The organism is Sporosarcina cyprini (assembly GCF_022048975.1).
GTDB classification, from domain to species: Bacteria; Bacillota; Bacilli; order Bacillales_A; family Planococcaceae; genus Sporosarcina; species Sporosarcina cyprini.
This window is the reverse complement of the sequence record NZ_JAKMHX010000016.1, coordinates 118,022-135,403: the sequence shown is the minus strand read 5'-3', so window position 1 is coordinate 135,403 and position 17,382 is coordinate 118,022. Positions and strand designations below refer to the sequence as shown.

Below are 17,382 nucleotides of genomic sequence, written 5' to 3'. Positions count from 1 at the left end.
GTTAGTCGTTTCCATCGGGTTGGCGTGCGTAATCGCCGTTTTTTCCGCCTGTTTTGGACAGCAGCATCGTCGGCCCGATGACCATGTCCTTGCTGGCTGCTTTGCACATATCGTAAATGGTGAGTGCTGCAGCCGAGGCGGCCGTGAGGGCCTCCATTTCAACGCCGGTCACGCCTTTTGTTTTCACTTCCGCTTGAATTCGTACTTCGTAGTGATGGGCTGTCTCGTCAATATTCCAGGTGAAACGGACATCTACACCTGTCAAAGCGAGTGGATGGCACATTGGAATGATGGAAGATGTATTTTTGGCGGCCATGATGGCAGCGACTTGCGCCACGGCGAAGACGTCGCCTTTTTTATTCGTCCCTTCGGTAATTTGTGAGTGGATCGTTTCGTTGACGACGATGGACGAAGTGGCAACGGCAATTCGGGGCGTAATGGATTTGTCGGAGACGTCGACCATCTTGGCGCGGCCCTGCTCATTGAAATGCGTGAGTTCAGACAATGGATTCATTCCTTCCGTCATAGTACTGTTAGTATAAGAGAGTTCGAATTTTACGAACTCAAGGATAACTAGTTTATTGTATAAGTATAACAGAAGAGGGGAGCGGGTTTGCATGGTGGAAATGAGAAAGCCGATTCCGGTTTCCGAAGCAGTCCGTCTTGTCATGAAACATGTTGCATCGCTTGGGACGGAGAAGGTAGTACTTGATCAGGCGTATGGCAGAATACTGGCTGAGCCGATTGTGGCGAAGCACGATGTACCGCCTTTTGACCGATCGCCTTATGACGGTTTTGCCATCCGGTCGATCGATTCCGAAGGAGCATCCGGCGATAACCGGAAATCTTTCCGGGTGATTGGCGAAATTGGCGCGGGATATGTAGGCGACAAGCCGATTGGTGAAAAGGAAGCATATCGGATCATGACGGGAGCTCAGCTGCCGGAAGGAGCGGACGCAGTCGTCATGCTGGAGCAGACGGTAGAAGGGGAAGCCGATTTTACACTGCGCAAACCATTTGAACCCGGCGAGAACATTTCCTTTAGAGGGGAAGATGCCAAAGCGGGAGAACGGTTGGTGGAAGCAGGTTCCCTCATTCATCCGGGAACGATTGCGCTGCTCGCGACATTTGGTTACGCCCAAGTGGAAGTGGCGAAAAAACCAGTCGCAGGTGTGCTGTCAACAGGAACGGAGCTGCTTGATGTGGCGGATGAGCTCATGCCCGGGAAAATCCGCAACTCGAACGGACCGATGATTCGCGCCCAGCTGGAGCGGATGGGGATTGCATACCGTTCGTACGGGATGATGGAGGACGATCTAGACGCCTGCACAGAACTTGTCGCGAAGGCGATAGAGGAGACAAATCTTCTTTTGACGACAGGCGGTGTTTCGGTCGGCGATTATGATTATTTGCCGGCTATTTATGAGCGGCTCGGCGCAAAAGTGTTGTTCAATAAAGTAGCGATGCGTCCAGGCAGCGTTACGACGGTAGTAGTTTTAGGGGAAAAGCTGCTGTTCGGGCTGTCCGGCAATCCATCTGCTTGCTTTACGGGATTTGAACTGTTCGCACGCCCGGCCATTCTCGGTATGATGGGCAACAGTGCACCTTATATGCCAAGGATGCGAGCGCGGCTTGGAGAGGATTTCTCTAAACCGAACCCATTCACACGATTCATCCGGGCGACTTGGAAATTCACGCCCGATGGAATCATCGCTTCGCCGGCAGGTTTCAATAAATCCAATGCGGTCTCTTCAATCGCCCGAGGGAATTGCCTCATTGTGCTGCCGAGTGGGACACGTGGTTATGAGGCAGGGGACGAAGTCGATATTCTCCTTTTAGGAAGCGAGCAAGGCGTCAGCGAGTGGACGGTATGAAAACATTGCATGTCGTCGGCTATAAAAACAGCGGGAAAACGACACTCATATCAAGATGGGTGCGCTTGCTCAAGGAACAGGGAGTCTCGGTCGCCGTACTGAAACACCATGGCCATGGCGGCAAGCCCGTGATGCCTGATGAAGGAACAGATACCGGTACATTTTTAGCAAACGGTGCAGATGCGACACTCGTCGCGGGAGGAGGTTCGGTTCAATTCATCTGGAATGAAGAACCTGACTTTATGCAGCTGAAAACGCTCGTATCTCTAGGACAGTCGGATGTTTTATTAATAGAAGGCTATAAAGGGGAAAAAGGAGAAAAAGTGATGCTCCTTCGAAACGAGGAAGATTGGGACTCCCTGCGAAGTATAGAAGGGAAACAGCTTGTGATTGGCTGTCCCGATATCGAAACGGATTGTATGCATATTGATTCGCGGGAGAATGAACGGGAAATCGATGAATGGTTTGTCAAATGGATAGCAGGGGGGCGTGCGTATGAAACCGTTTGAAATTGTTGAGGATCCGATTGAAGTAAAAAAATATATGGATTACGTCCTGCATCCGTCAGCGGGGGCAGTGACCGTCTTCACCGGCAATGTACGGGAATGGACACATGGCGTACGGACGCTGTATTTATCGTACGAAGCTTATGTTCCGATGGCGGAGAGAAAGATGGCCGAAATCGGAGCGGAGATGGAGGAAAGATGGCCGGGGGTTCGAGTTGCGATAGCCCACCGAATCGGGGAGCTCCAAATTTCCGATATTGCAGTCGTTATCGCTGTTTCGTCCCCGCATCGGAAAGCGGCGTATGAGGCCAATGAGTACGCCATCGACCGCATTAAGGAAGTCGTTCCGATTTGGAAAAAAGAGATTTGGGAAGATGGCGAAGAGTGGATCGGTGCGCAGAAAAAATATCCGGCGAAAGGGGTGGAGTGAGTTGATTACAGTAAAGTATTTTGCTAGGTTGCGAGATGTGGCCGGGAAAGGCGAGGAGACGCTGGATCGGGAAGAACTGACTGTTGCGGAGCTGCTCGACTGGGCGGAATCGGCATACCCGGGTTTTGGTGCAGACAACGTTCAAGTCGCGGTAAATGAAGAATATGTGTTAAAGGAAGATACGATCCGATCCGGAGACGTTTGCGCATTCATCCCTCCTGTGAGCGGAGGTTGATGCGGACGGCCGGAATTGTCCTTGCAGGTGGCTTGTCCAGCCGATTCGGCTCGCCTAAAGCATTCGCGGAGTGGGAAGGGGTTCCGTATTTTAAGTACACTCTTCAGGCAATGGCTCCTTTTTGTGAAGCGTGCCTAATTGTCACAAGACCGGAGTTGGTGCCGCAGTTTCCAGAAGGAATCAAGATTGTGACGGATCAGGAAGAGATTGCAGGACAAGGTCCGGTTGCGGGCATTTTATCCGGGATGGAGTCAATAAAAGCCGATCATTATGTCGTGTTGCCGTGTGATATGCCCTTCATGGAGCCGGGCGTGATTGGTGAACTGCTAAAGAGGCACCAATCGGGAGTGACGGCAGTCGTTTTAGACGGTAAGAAGCATCCGCTCGTTTCGGTGTGGGATGCCTCGGCAAAGGCTGAATTGCGGCAAGCACTGGAGAGCGGGCGTAGACGCGTGATGGAAGTGCAGGAAAAGATCGGCGTCCAGTGGGTGGATGGCTGTTCATTGACAAGCAACCCTGCTAAGGTTTTCGAGAATATGAATACACCCGGTGTGTTGGAAAGGAGAGAATCAGATGGAGGCGATCGTTGATAAGCTTGGGCGCCCGATCCGTGATTTACGGATTTCAGTGACAGACCGATGCAACTTCAGATGTACGTACTGCATGCCCAAAGAGGTATTCGGTGATGATTATGCGTTTCTGCCGAAAAGCGAACTGCTGTCATTTGAAGAGATCGAGCGATTATCACGCATTTTTGCCTCTCTTGGCGTAAAGAAGCTCAGGTTGACGGGTGGCGAGCCATTGATGCGGCGGGATCTTCCCAATTTGATTGCCAGGCTGATGGATATCGAGGGAATTGAGGATATCGGGCTGACGACGAACGGTGTGCTGCTTGGCCAGTACGCCAAGCCGCTCTATGAAGCGGGTCTCCGCCGGTTGAATATGAGTCTGGATGCGCTCGATCCGGAGCTGTTCGGAGCAATGAACGGCCGCGGCATCAAGCCGGATCTCATCCTTTCCAATATCGATCGAGCGAAGGAAATCGGCTTTGACATCAAAATGAACATGGTCGTACAAAAAGGCGTCAACGAAAAGGAAATCCTGCCGATGGCTTCCTATTTCAAGGAACGGGGCATTACGCTACGGTTCATTGAATTCATGGACGTCGGCAACGACAACGGCTGGAGCTTTGAGAAGGTCGTTACGAAGAAGGAAATCTATAACATGCTGAAAGAGGAGTACGAGATGGAGCCTGCCGAGGAAGCGTATTTCGGCGAAGTTGCGAAACGCTACCGCTATCTCGACAATGGCGCGGAAGTCGGTTTCATCACGTCTGTATCGGAATCCTTCTGTTCCTCCTGTACACGGGCAAGGCTTTCTTCGGAAGGCAAGCTGTACACCTGCCTATTTGCATCCAGCGGCTTCGACTTACGCGAGTTGATCCGCAGTGAAATGCCCGATGATGAGGTTCGTGACCGAATTGTCTCCGTATGGGAGCGGCGCGGCGACCGGTATTCCGATGAGCGAACGGAACAGACGGCGAAAAACCGCAAGAAGATTGATATGAGCTATATTGGAGGGTGAGGAAGAAAACGTTCTGCGGACCGGGTGAAGCGGCTGTGGGACGTTTTTTTCTTTTACCTGTCTAACATTGTGCAAAGCATGGGTAGGTGTTATTCGTTTGTTAGTCAATGACTGAATTATGCTACGATAGATGAAACGATATCGGGAGGTAAGGGGAATGAGACCGAGTGTGTTCATTACAAGAAAGTTGCCGGAGGAGATAGTAGCTCCGCTTCGGGAGAAGTTTGAAGTCAGGATGTGGGACTCCGATGTATCGGCCGTGCGCCGTTCCGTATTGCAAGAGGAAATTGCACAAGTGGATGCACTATGGACAGTCGTTTCAGATCGTATTGATCGCGAGCTGCTGGAAGCGGCTGGACCATTGAAAGTCATCGCCAATATGGGGGTAGGATTCAATAATATTGATATAAATGCCGCGAAGGACAAGGGAATTATCGTCACGAATACGCCGGATGTGCTCACCGAGACGACGGCTGATTTGGCGTTTGCCTTGCTGCTGGCAACGGCGCGCAGGCTGAATCGCGCGGAACGGGAATTGCGCCATGGCGGGTGGTTATCCTGGACACCGATGGGCTTTACGGGAATGGATGTGGGCGGAAAGACGCTCGGCATTATCGGAATGGGCCGGATCGGGGAAGCGGTCATGCGGCGTGCCAGCGGTTTCAACATGCGTGTCCTGTATCATAACCGGAGCCGGAAAGTGGAAGTTGAACAGAAATATGGTTGTGAATACGCGGAGCTGGAACAATTATTAGAGAGCGCAGATCATGTCGTTGTTTTGGCGCCTTTGACAGAACAAACCGCCGGAATGATCGGGCAGCGGGAACTGGGTCTTATGAAAAAAACGGCGACCTTGATCAGCATGTCGCGCGGTGGGATTATCGATGAAGACGCGCTGTATGAAGCGCTGATAAATGAAACGATTTGGGGCGCCGGTCTAGATGTCTGGGAAAAAGAACCGGTTTCCAAGCATCACCCATTGCTCACGCTGCCGAGTGTAACGGCCTTGCCGCATATCGGCAGTGCAACGGTGGAGACAAGGAAAGCGATGATGCAAATGAATGCCGAAGCCATTCTGGCTGTGTTGGAAGGCCAGGAGCCGGATAATCGCATTGTGTAAGGGGTGTTGGGAGATTCCGTTTCTCCCTTCTTTTGCTAAGAGAGGCCCTGCCGAATAAGTGAAACTAGTTTCGAAACTCAAGTAAAACGAAGGTGAAATGATGCACATCTATATGCTTCTTCATGACCCGCTTGAATCACAAGGGTTGAAATGGCTCCTCACATCGCAATGGAATGATATGCAAGTAACGATTGCAGAGCAGGCTGCAGATTTGGAATGGATGCATGAGGCCGATTTCTATATTATCGACATGAAGTTCATTACCGAAGGGAAAATGACCATACCTGCTCATGTGAAATGGCTTGGCCTATCATCTGAACGTACTTTTCAAACCGTGTACGAGGCTTTGTCAATGAAAGCGGAAGATATCCTGTTTAGGCCATTGCAGCCGGAGCGGCTCATATCGCATGTCCAGCAGCTTAGGTTTCGGCGGCGCAATGAAAAAGTGCAGCTGAAACGGCAGAACAAATCCGACCTGCCCCTCACCTATGAAGACTTCCTGGTAGGCAATACATACCCAGACCGGTTATTGCTTATTGGCTTGATCGCCCCGTCTCATCTGGATAAGCTGCGTTATCTCGTGAGAGAACTGGAAAGGTACGATTTTCCGACCCGTTATGATGTGTTTCCATTTTCGGATTTTGTTCTCGTTGTCCATGAAATGAAAGAGTCTGCCGAACTTCAGGAAGCATACCGTGCCTTCTTCTCTGAATGGAAATACCAGTCGGATACGCTTTTGACGATCTATTTGCATGAAGGAACAAAGCGGATCAGCTATCGTGAGCTTTACAGGAAGATGCGCCGGTTTCACGAACGAATCTTTTATGACGGGTACGATATTCTTACATTGGAGGAGAAAGACATCCATTGGCGGGATTTGGATCCATTTTTATCGCCACTTGAACAGAGGAAATGGATTGAGATGTTGGAAAAACAGCAATCTGCCGAAATTAGAAGTTGGATGGAGCAAGATTTCCTGACGTTATCCGCACCGTACCCGAACCCCGAGATGGTACGGATCCGTTTGACGAGCATCTTGGCACAAGTGCGGCGTTACATGACATCAAAATCACTCATATCGGAGGCGGCGGAGAGCGCTTATTTAACCCTATTCGAAACGATCATCCGGGAGCCTGTCGTTTACCGGATCGTCGAGTCGTTCATCACATTTGTCACTACGCTTTTCGGAACAGCACAGATCGTTTCGAGGCAATCCACGCTTGTCGAAGAAAAAGTGAGGGAGCGCATTGCCTTAAATTATTGGAATGCCTCCTGGAGCCTCGCTGCTTGTGCGGAAGAATTGAACATGCATAAGAGCACGCTGAGCCGGAAATATGCGAGCGAGGCTGGGGAGTCATTCAGTGACTCCTTGCTGAAAAAAAGGGTGGAGGAAGCTGAGCGTTTATTGCAAGAAACGGATTTGTCGATTGCGGATGTTGCCATGGCTGCTGGATTTACCCATGCAACGTATTTCAGCAGGCGTTTTAAGGAAGCGACTGGGCTGACGCCTAATCAATATAGAAACAGGTAGCAACGGCGAGGTTATCTCTCGCCTTTTTCTATTAGAAAGGCTGCAAGTCCATGAAAGGACAAAAGGATAGAGACATTATATAAAAATGTGAAATAAAATATAAAAACCTCGTTAAACGGCTGTGAAAGTATAAGTAATAACAAAATAATATAAACAATTAACCGAACATTACCTATAGAATGAAAGTAACGAAAAAAGGGGGTCGTCAAAAATGAAAGCGGATACAATGGAGAAGGTAGTTCAATACAGGGGGACGGAATTGAATACGAAAGGATGGCAGCAGGAAGCGGCGCTTCGGATGTTGATGAATAATCTGCATCCTGACGTGGCGGAGCATCCGGAAAACCTCGTTGTCTATGGCGGCATCGGCAAGGCAGCGCGGAATTGGGAGAGTTTCGACGCGATCGTCCGGTCGCTGAAGGAGCTGGAGAATGATGAAACGTTGCTCATCCAGTCCGGAAAGCCAGTCGTCATTTTTAAAACCCATGCAAACGCACCGCGCGTCTTAATTGCAAATTCGAATATTGTTCCGGCGTATGCGAATTGGGATACGTTCCATGAGCTCGATAAGAAAGGTCTGATGATGTACGGCCAAATGACGGCGGGAAGTTGGATTTATATCGGCTCGCAAGGGATCGTGCAAGGAACGTATGAGACGTTTGCAGAACTAGCGAAACAGCATTTTGGCGGCTCTCTGAAAGGAACCATCACGCTGACGGCTGGCCTTGGCGGCATGGGCGGGGCTCAACCGCTTGCCGTGACAATGGCAGGCGGCGTCTGCATCGCGGTGGAAGTAGATGAGACGCGAATCGACCGCCGAATTGAAACAAGATACACGGACGTTAAAACGGATTCTCTTGATGAAGCGATCCGTCTGGCGGAAGAAGCCAAGAAGGAAGGGAAGGCGCTGTCGATTGGATTGCTTGGTAATGCGTCAGACGTTCTCCCTGAGATGATCGCTAGAGGCTTCAATCCGGATGTACTGACAGACCAGACATCGGCACATGATCCGCTCAATGGCTATATCCCTTCCGGCATGACACTTGCCGAAGCAGCGGAACTTCGCGGATCAAATCCGGAAGAGTATGTGAAAAGTTCAAAAGCATCCATGGCAAAGCATGTAGCGGCCATGATCGACATGATGGATAAAGGCGCGATTACGTTCGACTATGGGAACAACATTCGCCAAGTGGCGAAGGACGAAGGAGTCGAGCGCGCGTTTGATTTTCCTGGATTCGTTCCGGCGTACATCCGTCCGCAGTTCTGCGAAGGGAAAGGGCCTTTCCGCTGGGTGGCATTATCCGGTGATCCGGAAGATATCCGCAAGACGGACGAAGTGATACTTCGTGAATTCAGCTATAATACGCATCTTTGCAATTGGATCAAAATGGCCCAGGAAAAAATTCAGTTCCAAGGCTTGCCGTCCCGGATTTGCTGGCTTGGATACGGCGAACGGGCACGCTTTGGAAAGATTATTAACGACATGGTCGCAAGTGGTGAAATCAGCGCACCAATCGTCATTGGCCGCGACCATCTCGATTCCGGTTCTGTCGCCTCGCCAAACCGCGAGACGGAAGCGATGAAGGATGGCTCGGATGTTGTATCTGACTGGCCTATTTTAAATGCGATGATCAATGCGGTCGGAGGGGCGACGTGGGTGTCGGTCCACCACGGGGGCGGCGTCGGTATGGGATATTCGCAGCACGCCGGCATGGTCATTGTTGCAGACGGCACGAAGGAAGCGGAAGAGCGTTTGGAACGCGTCTTGACGACAGACCCTGGCATGGGCATCGCGCGCCATGTCGATGCAGGATACAATCTCGCCATTAAGACGGCGAAGGAAAAAGGGGTTCATATCCCAATGCTGGAAGGTGAGAATTCTTGAAACCGGTTTGGATTAAACATGCAGCACAGCTAGCGACAATTCGCGGAGAGAACGGTCCGAGAAAACGCAAGGATATGTCGGAGCTCGGCATTATTGAGGATGGCAGTGTATGGATAGAAGACGGCGTCATTCAAGCAGTTGGCACAACGGAAGAGCTGGAACGCAAGTATGGGGAGCGTTCCAAGGAAGCGGAAGTGGTCGATGCGACAGGAGGCCTTGTTACGCCAGGTCTTGTTGATCCTCATACTCATGTCGTCTTCGGCGGCAGCCGAGAACGGGAATTTGAAATGCGTCTGGAAGGCGCCACGTATATGGATATCATGAATGCGGGCGGCGGCATTCATGCGACGACCCGCATGACACGGGAAGCGACAGAGGATGACTTGATCGAGCAAGCTTCCAAGCGCCTGGATTCGTTCCTCGCGCATGGCGTCACGACAGTGGAAGGGAAAAGCGGCTATGGGCTTGACCTCGAAACAGAGCTGAAGCAGCTGCGGGCGATGAAACGGCTGAAGGAGCTTCATCCGATCGACCTCGTGCCGACATTCATGGCGGCACATGCCGTTCCGCAAGAATATAAAGGGAATGAAGAAGAATATATTAATAGCATTATCAATGACATGCTTCCAGTCGTAGCGGAAGAGAAGTTAGCCGTATTCAACGACGTATTCTGTGAAGTCGGAGTGTTTACGCCGGAGCAATCGGAGCGGATTCTTGAAGCTGGGAAGAAGTACGGGTTGATCCCGAAAATCCATGCGGATGAAATTGAATCGTATGGCGGGGCGGAGCTTGCTGCGAAAGTCGGTGCGATTTCGGCGGAGCATTTATTGAAAGCGTCGGATGAAGGGATTCGGAATATGGCGGAAGCTGGTGTTATTGCATGTCTATTGCCTGCAACGGCGCTGTTCCTAAGGGAAGAAGCGGCGAAAGGGCGCCAGATGGTTGATGAAGGGGTGGCGGTCGCCATTTCGACCGATTGCAATCCGGGCTCATCGCCGACTACGTCAATGCCACTCGTCATGAATCTGGCTTGTATATCCATGCGTCTCACACCGGCGGAAGCGCTTGTTGCTGCAACAATGAATGCGGCATGCGCCATCCGGATGGAGGAAAAGATCGGATCGTTGGAAGTTGGCAAGCAAGGTGATGTGGTCCTGTGGAATGCGTCCAACTATCAAGAATTGCAGTATTTGTTCGGCGTGAACCATGTCGGGCAAGTGTGGAAGAAAGGGAAACGGGTTGTAGGATAAGAAATAGCCGTGAATGGCGGGAGAAGCATTCACGGCTTTCTTGTAACGAGAGAAGATTGAATATTCAAATGAGAGGTGAGGAAGATGGCTCAATTGCAGGAAAGTGTGAAAACCCGTTCAACTCCGGGGATGTGGAAGTTTTTTGTGTTCAGTGCAATCGGGGCATTCATGTTTTTTGTGCCCATTACAATTGGTGAAAAGAATTCAATCATGCTTGACCATATCGTGACGTGGATTCAGACAAACGCAGCTGGTGCGCTACCGTATTATGCGCTGTTAGTCATTTTGGCTGGTGCAGTCTATCCGTTTGCTTCAGGAACATGGAAGAAATCGAAAGTGAATATGATTTTCTCGTTTTTCAAAGTCATCGGCTTGATTGTCGGCATCATGCTTATTTTTAATATCGGGCCGGCTTGGCTGTTTGAACCGGGCATGGGACCGTTTTTATTGAATAAACTTGTGATTCCTGTTGGTTTGCTCGTTCCGATTGGCGCTATTTTCTTGGCGCTGTTGGTCGGGTACGGATTGCTGGAATTTGTCGGAGTCCTCGTGCAGCCTGTCATGCGGCCAATCTGGCGGACACCGGGCCGTTCTGCGATTGATGCCGTCGCCTCTTTCGTCGGTTCGTATTCATTAGGGCTGCTCATTACCAATCGGGTTTATAAAGAGGGGAAATATACCGCCAAAGAAGCGGCCATCATTGCAACGGGTTTCTCGACCGTTTCTGCAACCTTTATGGTGGTCGTAGCGAAAACACTCGATTTGATGAGTATGTGGAATCTTTATTTCTGGGTAACGCTCGTTGTCACATTCATCGTGACGGCCATCACGGTTCATCTCTGGCCGCTCCGTTCCATCACGGATGAATATTACGAAGGTTCGACGCCGCAGCCAGAAGTGAAGCCGGAAGGGAAGCGATTTGCAGCAGCCTGGGGCGAAGCGATGGAGACAGTATCCAAGGCGCCATCGTTCGGGCAGAACATCGTCATGAATGTGCGCGACGGCTTGCTCATGGCGATGGCCATCTTGCCGTCCATCCTTTCCATCGGCCTGCTTGGTCTGGTGTTGGCGGAATTTACGCCGGTGTTTGATTGGATCGGCTATATTTTCTATCCGTTCACATGGGCGCTGCAGCTGCCGGAACCGATGCTTGTAGCAAAAGCGAGTGCGCTCGGTATTGCAGAAATGTTCCTGCCGGCGATGCTCGTCGTCGAATCGGCGCTCGTCGTCAAGTTTGTCATCGCAGTTGTATCCGTCTCGTCGATCATCTTCTTCTCAGCTGTTGTGCCATGTATCGTGTCGACAGAGATTCCAATTTCAATCCCGCAATTGCTTGCCATTTGGGTACAGCGGGTCATTCTAACAATTATTATTGTCACACCAATTGCCTTTTTATTGCTATGAATAAAGAGACATCCGGCCGCTCTGTGCGCACCGGATGTCTCTCTATTATTTTCCGCCTAACATATTGAACAATCCGCCTGCTATGCTGCCTTCATCCTTCGAGCCGCCTGGCGTCCCAGGTGCCGCGGCGAATACACGGCTGGCAAGACGGGAGAATGGCAACGACTGGATCCAGACTTTTCCGGGACCGCGCAGAGTAGCGAAGAACAGTCCTTCCCCTCCGAATAAAGCCGTTTTCACACCTTTCACCATTTCGATGTTATAGTCGACGTCATGCGTCATAGCAACCAGGCAGCCTGTATCCACACGCAGCATTTCTCCAGGAGCGAGCGTCTTTTCGACAATCGTTCCTCCCGCATGGATAAAGGCCATTCCGTCCCCTTCAAGCTTTTGCATGATGAAACCTTCTCCACCGAAGAAGCCGGCACCCAGCCTGCGCTGGAACTCGACACCGACCGATACACCTTTGGCCGCAGCTAGGAAAGCGTCTTTTTGACAGATGATTTTGCCGCTATATTGGCTTAAATCGACAGGAATGATTTTACCCGGATAAGGAGCGGCGAAGGAGACATGCTTCTTGCCGGAGCCTGTATTCGTGAAGGTCGTCATGAATAAGCTTTCGCCTGTAATCAACCGTTTTCCGGCTCCCATCAATTTCCCCATCAAACCGCCGCCTGCGCCGGAGCCATCGCCAAAGATGGTCTCCATTTCAATGCCGTCCTGCATCATCATGAGGGAACCCGCTTCTGCAACGACCGTTTCATGAGGATCTAATTCCACTTCTACAAATTGCATGTCATCCCCGTAAAGCTTGTAGTCGATTTCGTGATTGTTCATAGTGAACCTCCAAGTTCATATTTGGTAGTCAATCTACGCTGGGGAAAGGGAAAGGTTTCATTTGATTAATTATTTTATTGCTTCCAAATCAATATATTGCCATAGTAAATTAGCAATTTCATTTGCATGGAGCGTGTGAGGCCCTTCCTTGCTGAATAACTCACGGAAAGAACGGGCGACGGCTTCCATAATATGTTGCTTCTTGTTGGGCTGCTCGAGTTCGCTGAGCAAATAATCCACATACTCCAGTCCTTCCAAGTGCTTCTCTTTTGCTAACGATTTACGAAAGCACTGCAACTTATCGTGGAGTTGTTCTTTAATATCACCAGGGCTTTTCACAGCGGAACTGACGGCAGCTTGTACATCAGAACCGAGCAACGTATCGTTGTGCTCTATCATGTCAAAGATGATGGCATCCACACGTCTAATGGCAAAATGGACGAGTTTATTGATATCCAGCGAATCTTTTGAATAAGCATTCCAAAAATGGATCAGCTGCTTGATCATCCCTAAAACCATAATGGCGCATTCCATCGTATAGGGACGGGCCGTTTCACCATATACATCAATCAAACGGGAAGAAATCCAATTCAATTCTTCTAAATGGTAGGAAGTGACGAACTGTCTCAGTTCCTCATCACCTGAATAAAACACGGCTTCAAAAATCGGCAATAAATTCCGTTCCCGGTTAATATGCATCCGAATCAAAACCTGTTCAGCTAAAATCATCTTGTCATCTTTCCGCTGGCCAATGAGCAGTTCCCGTCTGCGGATGGTGGACTCTTCATGGGCGAATTCTAAGATCGCCATCAAGCATTCATTTTTGGAAGTGAAATAATTATAGAATGTTCCTTTTGAAATATGAGCTTCCTCGATAATGTCCTGAACGGAAGTCGAATTAAAGCCTTTTTCAACAAATAGGCGTTGTGCAGTAAGAAGTACATGAAGTTTGCGTTCGTTCATTTATATAATCCCCCATGTTCCATAAGGTAGGAATCTGTAGTTTTGTACTGTGAGTCTAACTATATTCTAGTGTGAAAAGCTTGTAATATCAATTATTAAAAGTTTTTTTGGATGAAAGCGATTTCTATAATTGATTATTTTGGACTGACGGTATAAAATGTAGAAATGTTGTACGCAAGGTACAATCATGTTAAATAGATATGGGGGAATCAAGCTTGGAAATGGATATTAAAAAAATGCATGAAAAGCCGCCGTATGGAATGATTGCCATTCTGTTCTTCGGGGCCTTCGTTGCCATTTTGAACAATACATTATTAAATATTGCACTGCCTTCCATTATGAATGAGTTTCAGGTCAAGCCATCTGCTGTTCAATGGCTGACAACGGGCTTCATGCTCGTGAACGGAATCATGATTCCGGCAAGTGCCTTCTTCGTTCAGAAGTTTACAAATAGGAAGCTGTTCATCACAGCGATGCTCCTGTTTACTCTTGGTACTGGACTTGCAATCGTCGCGCCGTCATTCGGACTGCTCGTATTTTCGCGGATGATCCAGGCGTCAGGCTCGGCATTAATGATGCCGCTATTGATGAACGTTATGCTCGTTGCCTTTCCAATTGAAAAACGGGGCTCTGCGATGGGGCTTTTCAGTCTTGTTATGTTTACGGCTCCCGCAATTGGACCGACATTATCTGGATGGATTGTAGAACATTACTCATGGCGCACGTTGTTTGAAATTGTCTTGCCATTTGGGATTCTTTCCATTTTGCTCGCGATTTTCAAACTCAAAAACATTACGCCGAATCGTGAAGTTCGCCTTGATGTGGTTTCACTTATCTTCTCAAGCATCGGCTTCGGCGGTTTGCTGTATGGTTTCAGCTCGGCAGGGGATAAAGGCTGGGGTTCGCCAATTGTTTATGGAACCATTGCAATCGGTACAGTTTCGCTGCTCATCTTCATCTTCCGCCAACTTCGCATGAAGGAGCCGTTGCTTGATTTCAAGATTTACAAGCATTCGATGTTCGCACTTGCATCCATCATTTCGATGATCATGTCTGTCGCGATGTTCTCTGGTATGATTTTGACACCGCTGTACGTACAGAATGTCCGGGGTATCTCGCCATTCGATGCAGGTCTCCTCATGCTGCCGGGTGCTATCGTTATGGGCGGAATGGCGCCGATTACTGGGCGGATTTTTGATAAATACGGCCCGAAATTCATTGCGATAACGGGACTTGTCATTACGATTGCCAGCACATTCTACTTAAGCCGTCTTCAGTTGGATTCAGGGTACTACTATTTAATGGCCCTTTATACAATTCGGATGTTTGGAATGTCCATGGTTATGATGCCAATCATGACAAATGGCTTGAACCAGCTGCCGATGAAATCAAATCCTCACGGTACAGCCATCAATAATACGATTCAGCAAGTGTCGGGAGCTATCGGGTCGGCCCTCCTGCTTACTATTATGACAAAGCGCATGGAGAAATCAGGGGAAGAGCTGGCACAACAAGCGATGGCGAGTGGCCAGATGCCAACTGACCAGGCGGCAGCATTGGCGATGCAGAAGGAAATCGGGTTGCAGGCGATGCTCGATGGAATTAACCACTCCTTCTTCATCTCGACACTAATTGCGGTTGCCGGGCTGATTTTGACACTTTTCATCAAGCGGGTGAAACCACCAACTTTTAATGCTGCAAAATCACCGGCTGTGAAAGAAACATTTGAACCTAAAACCCAACCCGTGCAGGAGTAATCTTCCTGCGCGGTTTTTTTGTAGGAAGGGAAATCAATTCGTCATGTAGAATGAGTACTAGAGCATCCAGAAGAAGGAAGTGGTAGTGTGATTGGACGTAACGAACCATGCCCTTGCGGCAGTGGTAAGAAATATAAAAAATGCTGCGCACTGAAAGAAACAGTTACAAATGATCAGCTTGTGCAAGAAGAAACGGAACGGGTAATTCGAAGTTATTTTGAAAGTGGACTTCAGAATAACGTCGACTTTAACAAATTGGATGAATATGAGCGTGAGTGGAAACGCAAAGTCGGCCAGATTGCGGATAAAGAGGATTCGGAAAATACCATGTTAGATGCCTATATGTTCATTGAGCGGGAAGATCTTTGGAATCGGCATCTGATGAAATGGCTGAATACGCCGCTTCGCCCTGGGACGAGAAAGATACTGGAAAGCTGGCGGCAGCCTATCGTTTTGCTTGCAAAAGTGACGAGTGTCAAGGATGGGCGAATTATATGCGAACAGTTGCTTGAAGACAGTTCTTACGAGTTTGAACAGATGGCATATATGGAGGCGCCGCCGAAAGAAGGATATTATTTATTCACCATAGCCTTGCGTGATAATGAACTTTCGGAAAACGGAATTCGCATCATAGACGGTCTTCAGCAATTTCAATCTCCAAATAATTTAATAGAGTCAAAGCTAAGCAAGATGGCGGAGGAAAGCGGATTGTCGAACAGCCGTGAGTTCTATCGTACGCATTTCGCCGACATTTACAAAATGATCAATGGCGTAATGGAAATGACGCTAGAGGAATTAGTTGAACCCGACCAGCTACAGGCCTTTGTTTTGCTGGATGAACAGCTGAAAGCCCATGGGGGTGGCAAAGTGGCGCTGGAGTTTGGACCAGCCTTACTCATGGCATATTACAAGGAATGCAATCCAGTCGTCAGAAAACATGAAGGGGTGGCCGCTGCTGCATTCAAAGTGCTTTATGATCAGGGCTTGCTCGGGGCAAAGCATTGCACACAAAAAGATATCGCAGCATTGTTTGGAATATCCGTATCTTCCATGACAAAGCATATTGAACCTATGTACGAGATCCTCAACAAGGCCGAAGATGAGATGGTGACTAGGGAACAGCCTCAAATCAGTTATCAAATTGGTCTCCACCCTTACGCTACCGAACGAATGAACTGGGAAATGTACCGTAAATCAATGAATCTTGAATTTGATTCAATGGAGGCACTGAATCAGCATTTGATGGAGGAGGGAAACCGGTCATTTATTCCTAAATCGGATGTCGACCGGGCCCAAATGCTTTGCTATGAAGCGTACGCTGCATTCTCTGATGTTGAGAAAGTGGAGGGTTTGATTCGAGAAGCTGGGAAACTCGATCCTGAGTCTGTGGATGTGCATTTGCTCTTAGCGGAACTTTCCACGGATGTGAAAGATGCAGAAAGCCTTATTAAAAAGGCAGTGCAGCTCGGTGAACAAACATTTGAACCAGTTGAAATTCCGTGGGCATTAGTGACGAACCGGCCGTATATGCGTGCGCTGTTCATGCTGGGCGTACTCCAGTTTGAAGAAGATCGCTTTGGCGAGGCGGCTGCTTGCTTTGAAAAGCTGGTTGAAATAAATCCGAGTGATCAGCAAGGCGCTCACTATTTGGCTATTTCTGCGCGTCTGAGAGACGGAGATTGGAAGCGGGCGGACGAACTCATTCACATGTACGAAACGGAATTACCAGATCCTACGCTTTCTTTTTTGAAATGGAAGCTGGAACTCAGCCGGAATAATGGGTGGAATAAAAAAGTTGAAGCGCTTTATGAAAAAGCGAACTTGGAGAATCCATACGTCGACCATATAATTGAAAATGATTTTCCGAAATTCCCCTACCCGGATCATCTCGCGATCGAGCCTGGAAGTTTGGATGAGGCCATGTATATTTGGGGTTTACTATGAAATAAGCCGGGGAGCCAAGCGCTTCCCGGTTTTTTGGTTCGAATAAAAATAATCATCTGATT

The 17,382-nt window shown here is 49.1% G+C and carries 16 protein-coding genes; 13 read left to right on the top strand and 3 right to left on the bottom strand.

Going from position 1 to position 17,382, the window contains the following annotated elements; translation table 11 throughout:
* Position 1: 1 nt before the first annotated feature.
* Positions 2 to 505: a cyclic pyranopterin monophosphate synthase MoaC gene (gene moaC, locus L7D49_RS04285; RefSeq protein WP_238079581.1), complete on the bottom strand. Its 504-nt coding sequence runs from the start codon at positions 503 to 505 to the stop codon at positions 2 to 4.
* 112 nt (positions 506 to 617) lie between these two features.
* Between moaC and L7D49_RS04280 the strand changes: the two genes are divergently transcribed.
* The 11 genes from L7D49_RS04280 (at position 618) to L7D49_RS04230 (ending at position 11,819) form a co-directional block, all read left to right on the top strand.
* Entirely contained in the window at positions 618 to 1,874 is a 1,257-nt protein-coding gene (locus L7D49_RS04280; RefSeq protein WP_238079580.1) for a molybdopterin molybdotransferase MoeA, read from the top strand.
* The gene (mobB, locus tag L7D49_RS04275; RefSeq protein WP_238079678.1) at positions 1,871 to 2,383 is read left to right on the top strand and encodes a molybdopterin-guanine dinucleotide biosynthesis protein B; all 513 of its coding nucleotides are present in this window, start codon (positions 1,871 to 1,873) and stop codon (positions 2,381 to 2,383) included. Before L7D49_RS04280 ends, mobB begins: the two co-directional genes overlap by 4 nt.
* Entirely contained in the window at positions 2,370 to 2,810 is a 441-nt protein-coding gene (locus tag L7D49_RS04270; RefSeq protein WP_238079579.1) for a molybdenum cofactor biosynthesis protein MoaE, read from the top strand. The genes mobB and L7D49_RS04270 overlap by 14 nt, the downstream gene beginning before the upstream one ends.
* A 1-nt stretch (position 2,811) precedes the next feature.
* Positions 2,812 to 3,045: a molybdopterin converting factor subunit 1 gene (gene moaD, locus L7D49_RS04265; RefSeq protein WP_238079578.1), complete on the top strand. Its 234-nt coding sequence runs from the start codon at positions 2,812 to 2,814 to the stop codon at positions 3,043 to 3,045.
* On the top strand, positions 3,045 to 3,635 hold the full coding sequence (gene mobA / locus L7D49_RS04260; protein ID WP_238079577.1) for a molybdenum cofactor guanylyltransferase: 591 nt from the start codon (positions 3,045 to 3,047) through the stop codon (positions 3,633 to 3,635). Before moaD ends, mobA begins: the two co-directional genes overlap by 1 nt.
* Positions 3,619 to 4,629, top strand: coding sequence for a GTP 3',8-cyclase MoaA (gene moaA, locus L7D49_RS04255; protein ID WP_238079576.1), 1,011 nt, complete (start codon positions 3,619 to 3,621; stop codon positions 4,627 to 4,629). Before mobA ends, moaA begins: the two co-directional genes overlap by 17 nt.
* A 157-nt stretch (positions 4,630 to 4,786) precedes the next feature.
* The gene (locus L7D49_RS04250) at positions 4,787 to 5,749 is read left to right on the top strand and encodes a 2-hydroxyacid dehydrogenase (RefSeq protein WP_238079575.1); all 963 of its coding nucleotides are present in this window, start codon (positions 4,787 to 4,789) and stop codon (positions 5,747 to 5,749) included.
* A gap of 100 nt (positions 5,750 to 5,849) precedes the next feature.
* Positions 5,850 to 7,280, top strand: a complete 1,431-nt coding sequence (locus tag L7D49_RS04245; RefSeq protein WP_238079574.1) for a helix-turn-helix transcriptional regulator — start codon at positions 5,850 to 5,852, stop codon at positions 7,278 to 7,280.
* A gap of 211 nt (positions 7,281 to 7,491) precedes the next feature.
* The gene (gene hutU / locus L7D49_RS04240) at positions 7,492 to 9,165 is read left to right on the top strand and encodes a urocanate hydratase (RefSeq protein ID WP_238079573.1); all 1,674 of its coding nucleotides are present in this window, start codon (positions 7,492 to 7,494) and stop codon (positions 9,163 to 9,165) included.
* Entirely contained in the window at positions 9,162 to 10,415 is a 1,254-nt protein-coding gene (gene hutI / locus L7D49_RS04235) for an imidazolonepropionase (RefSeq protein ID WP_238079572.1), read from the top strand. Before hutU ends, hutI begins: the two co-directional genes overlap by 4 nt.
* Before the next feature lie 84 nt (positions 10,416 to 10,499).
* Positions 10,500 to 11,819 (top strand): YjiH family protein, encoded by a 1,320-nt coding sequence (locus tag L7D49_RS04230; protein WP_238079571.1) that lies wholly within the window; start codon positions 10,500 to 10,502, stop codon positions 11,817 to 11,819.
* Between the two features lie 45 nt (positions 11,820 to 11,864).
* Here L7D49_RS04230 and L7D49_RS04225 read toward each other — a convergent pair whose 3' ends face one another.
* Positions 11,865 to 12,656: a TIGR00266 family protein gene (locus L7D49_RS04225; protein ID WP_238079570.1), complete on the bottom strand. Its 792-nt coding sequence runs from the start codon at positions 12,654 to 12,656 to the stop codon at positions 11,865 to 11,867.
* Between the two features lie 69 nt (positions 12,657 to 12,725).
* On the bottom strand, positions 12,726 to 13,619 hold the full coding sequence (locus tag L7D49_RS04220) for a TetR/AcrR family transcriptional regulator (protein WP_238079569.1): 894 nt from the start codon (positions 13,617 to 13,619) through the stop codon (positions 12,726 to 12,728).
* 221 nt (positions 13,620 to 13,840) lie between these two features.
* Here L7D49_RS04220 and L7D49_RS04215 point away from each other — a divergent pair, with 221 nt between their 5' ends.
* Entirely contained in the window at positions 13,841 to 15,376 is a 1,536-nt protein-coding gene (locus L7D49_RS04215; RefSeq protein ID WP_418895847.1) for a DHA2 family efflux MFS transporter permease subunit, read from the top strand.
* Between the two features lie 87 nt (positions 15,377 to 15,463).
* The gene (locus L7D49_RS20310) at positions 15,464 to 17,320 is read left to right on the top strand and encodes an SEC-C metal-binding domain-containing protein (RefSeq protein WP_238079567.1); all 1,857 of its coding nucleotides are present in this window, start codon (positions 15,464 to 15,466) and stop codon (positions 17,318 to 17,320) included.
* Positions 17,321 to 17,382: the final 62 nt, after the last annotated feature.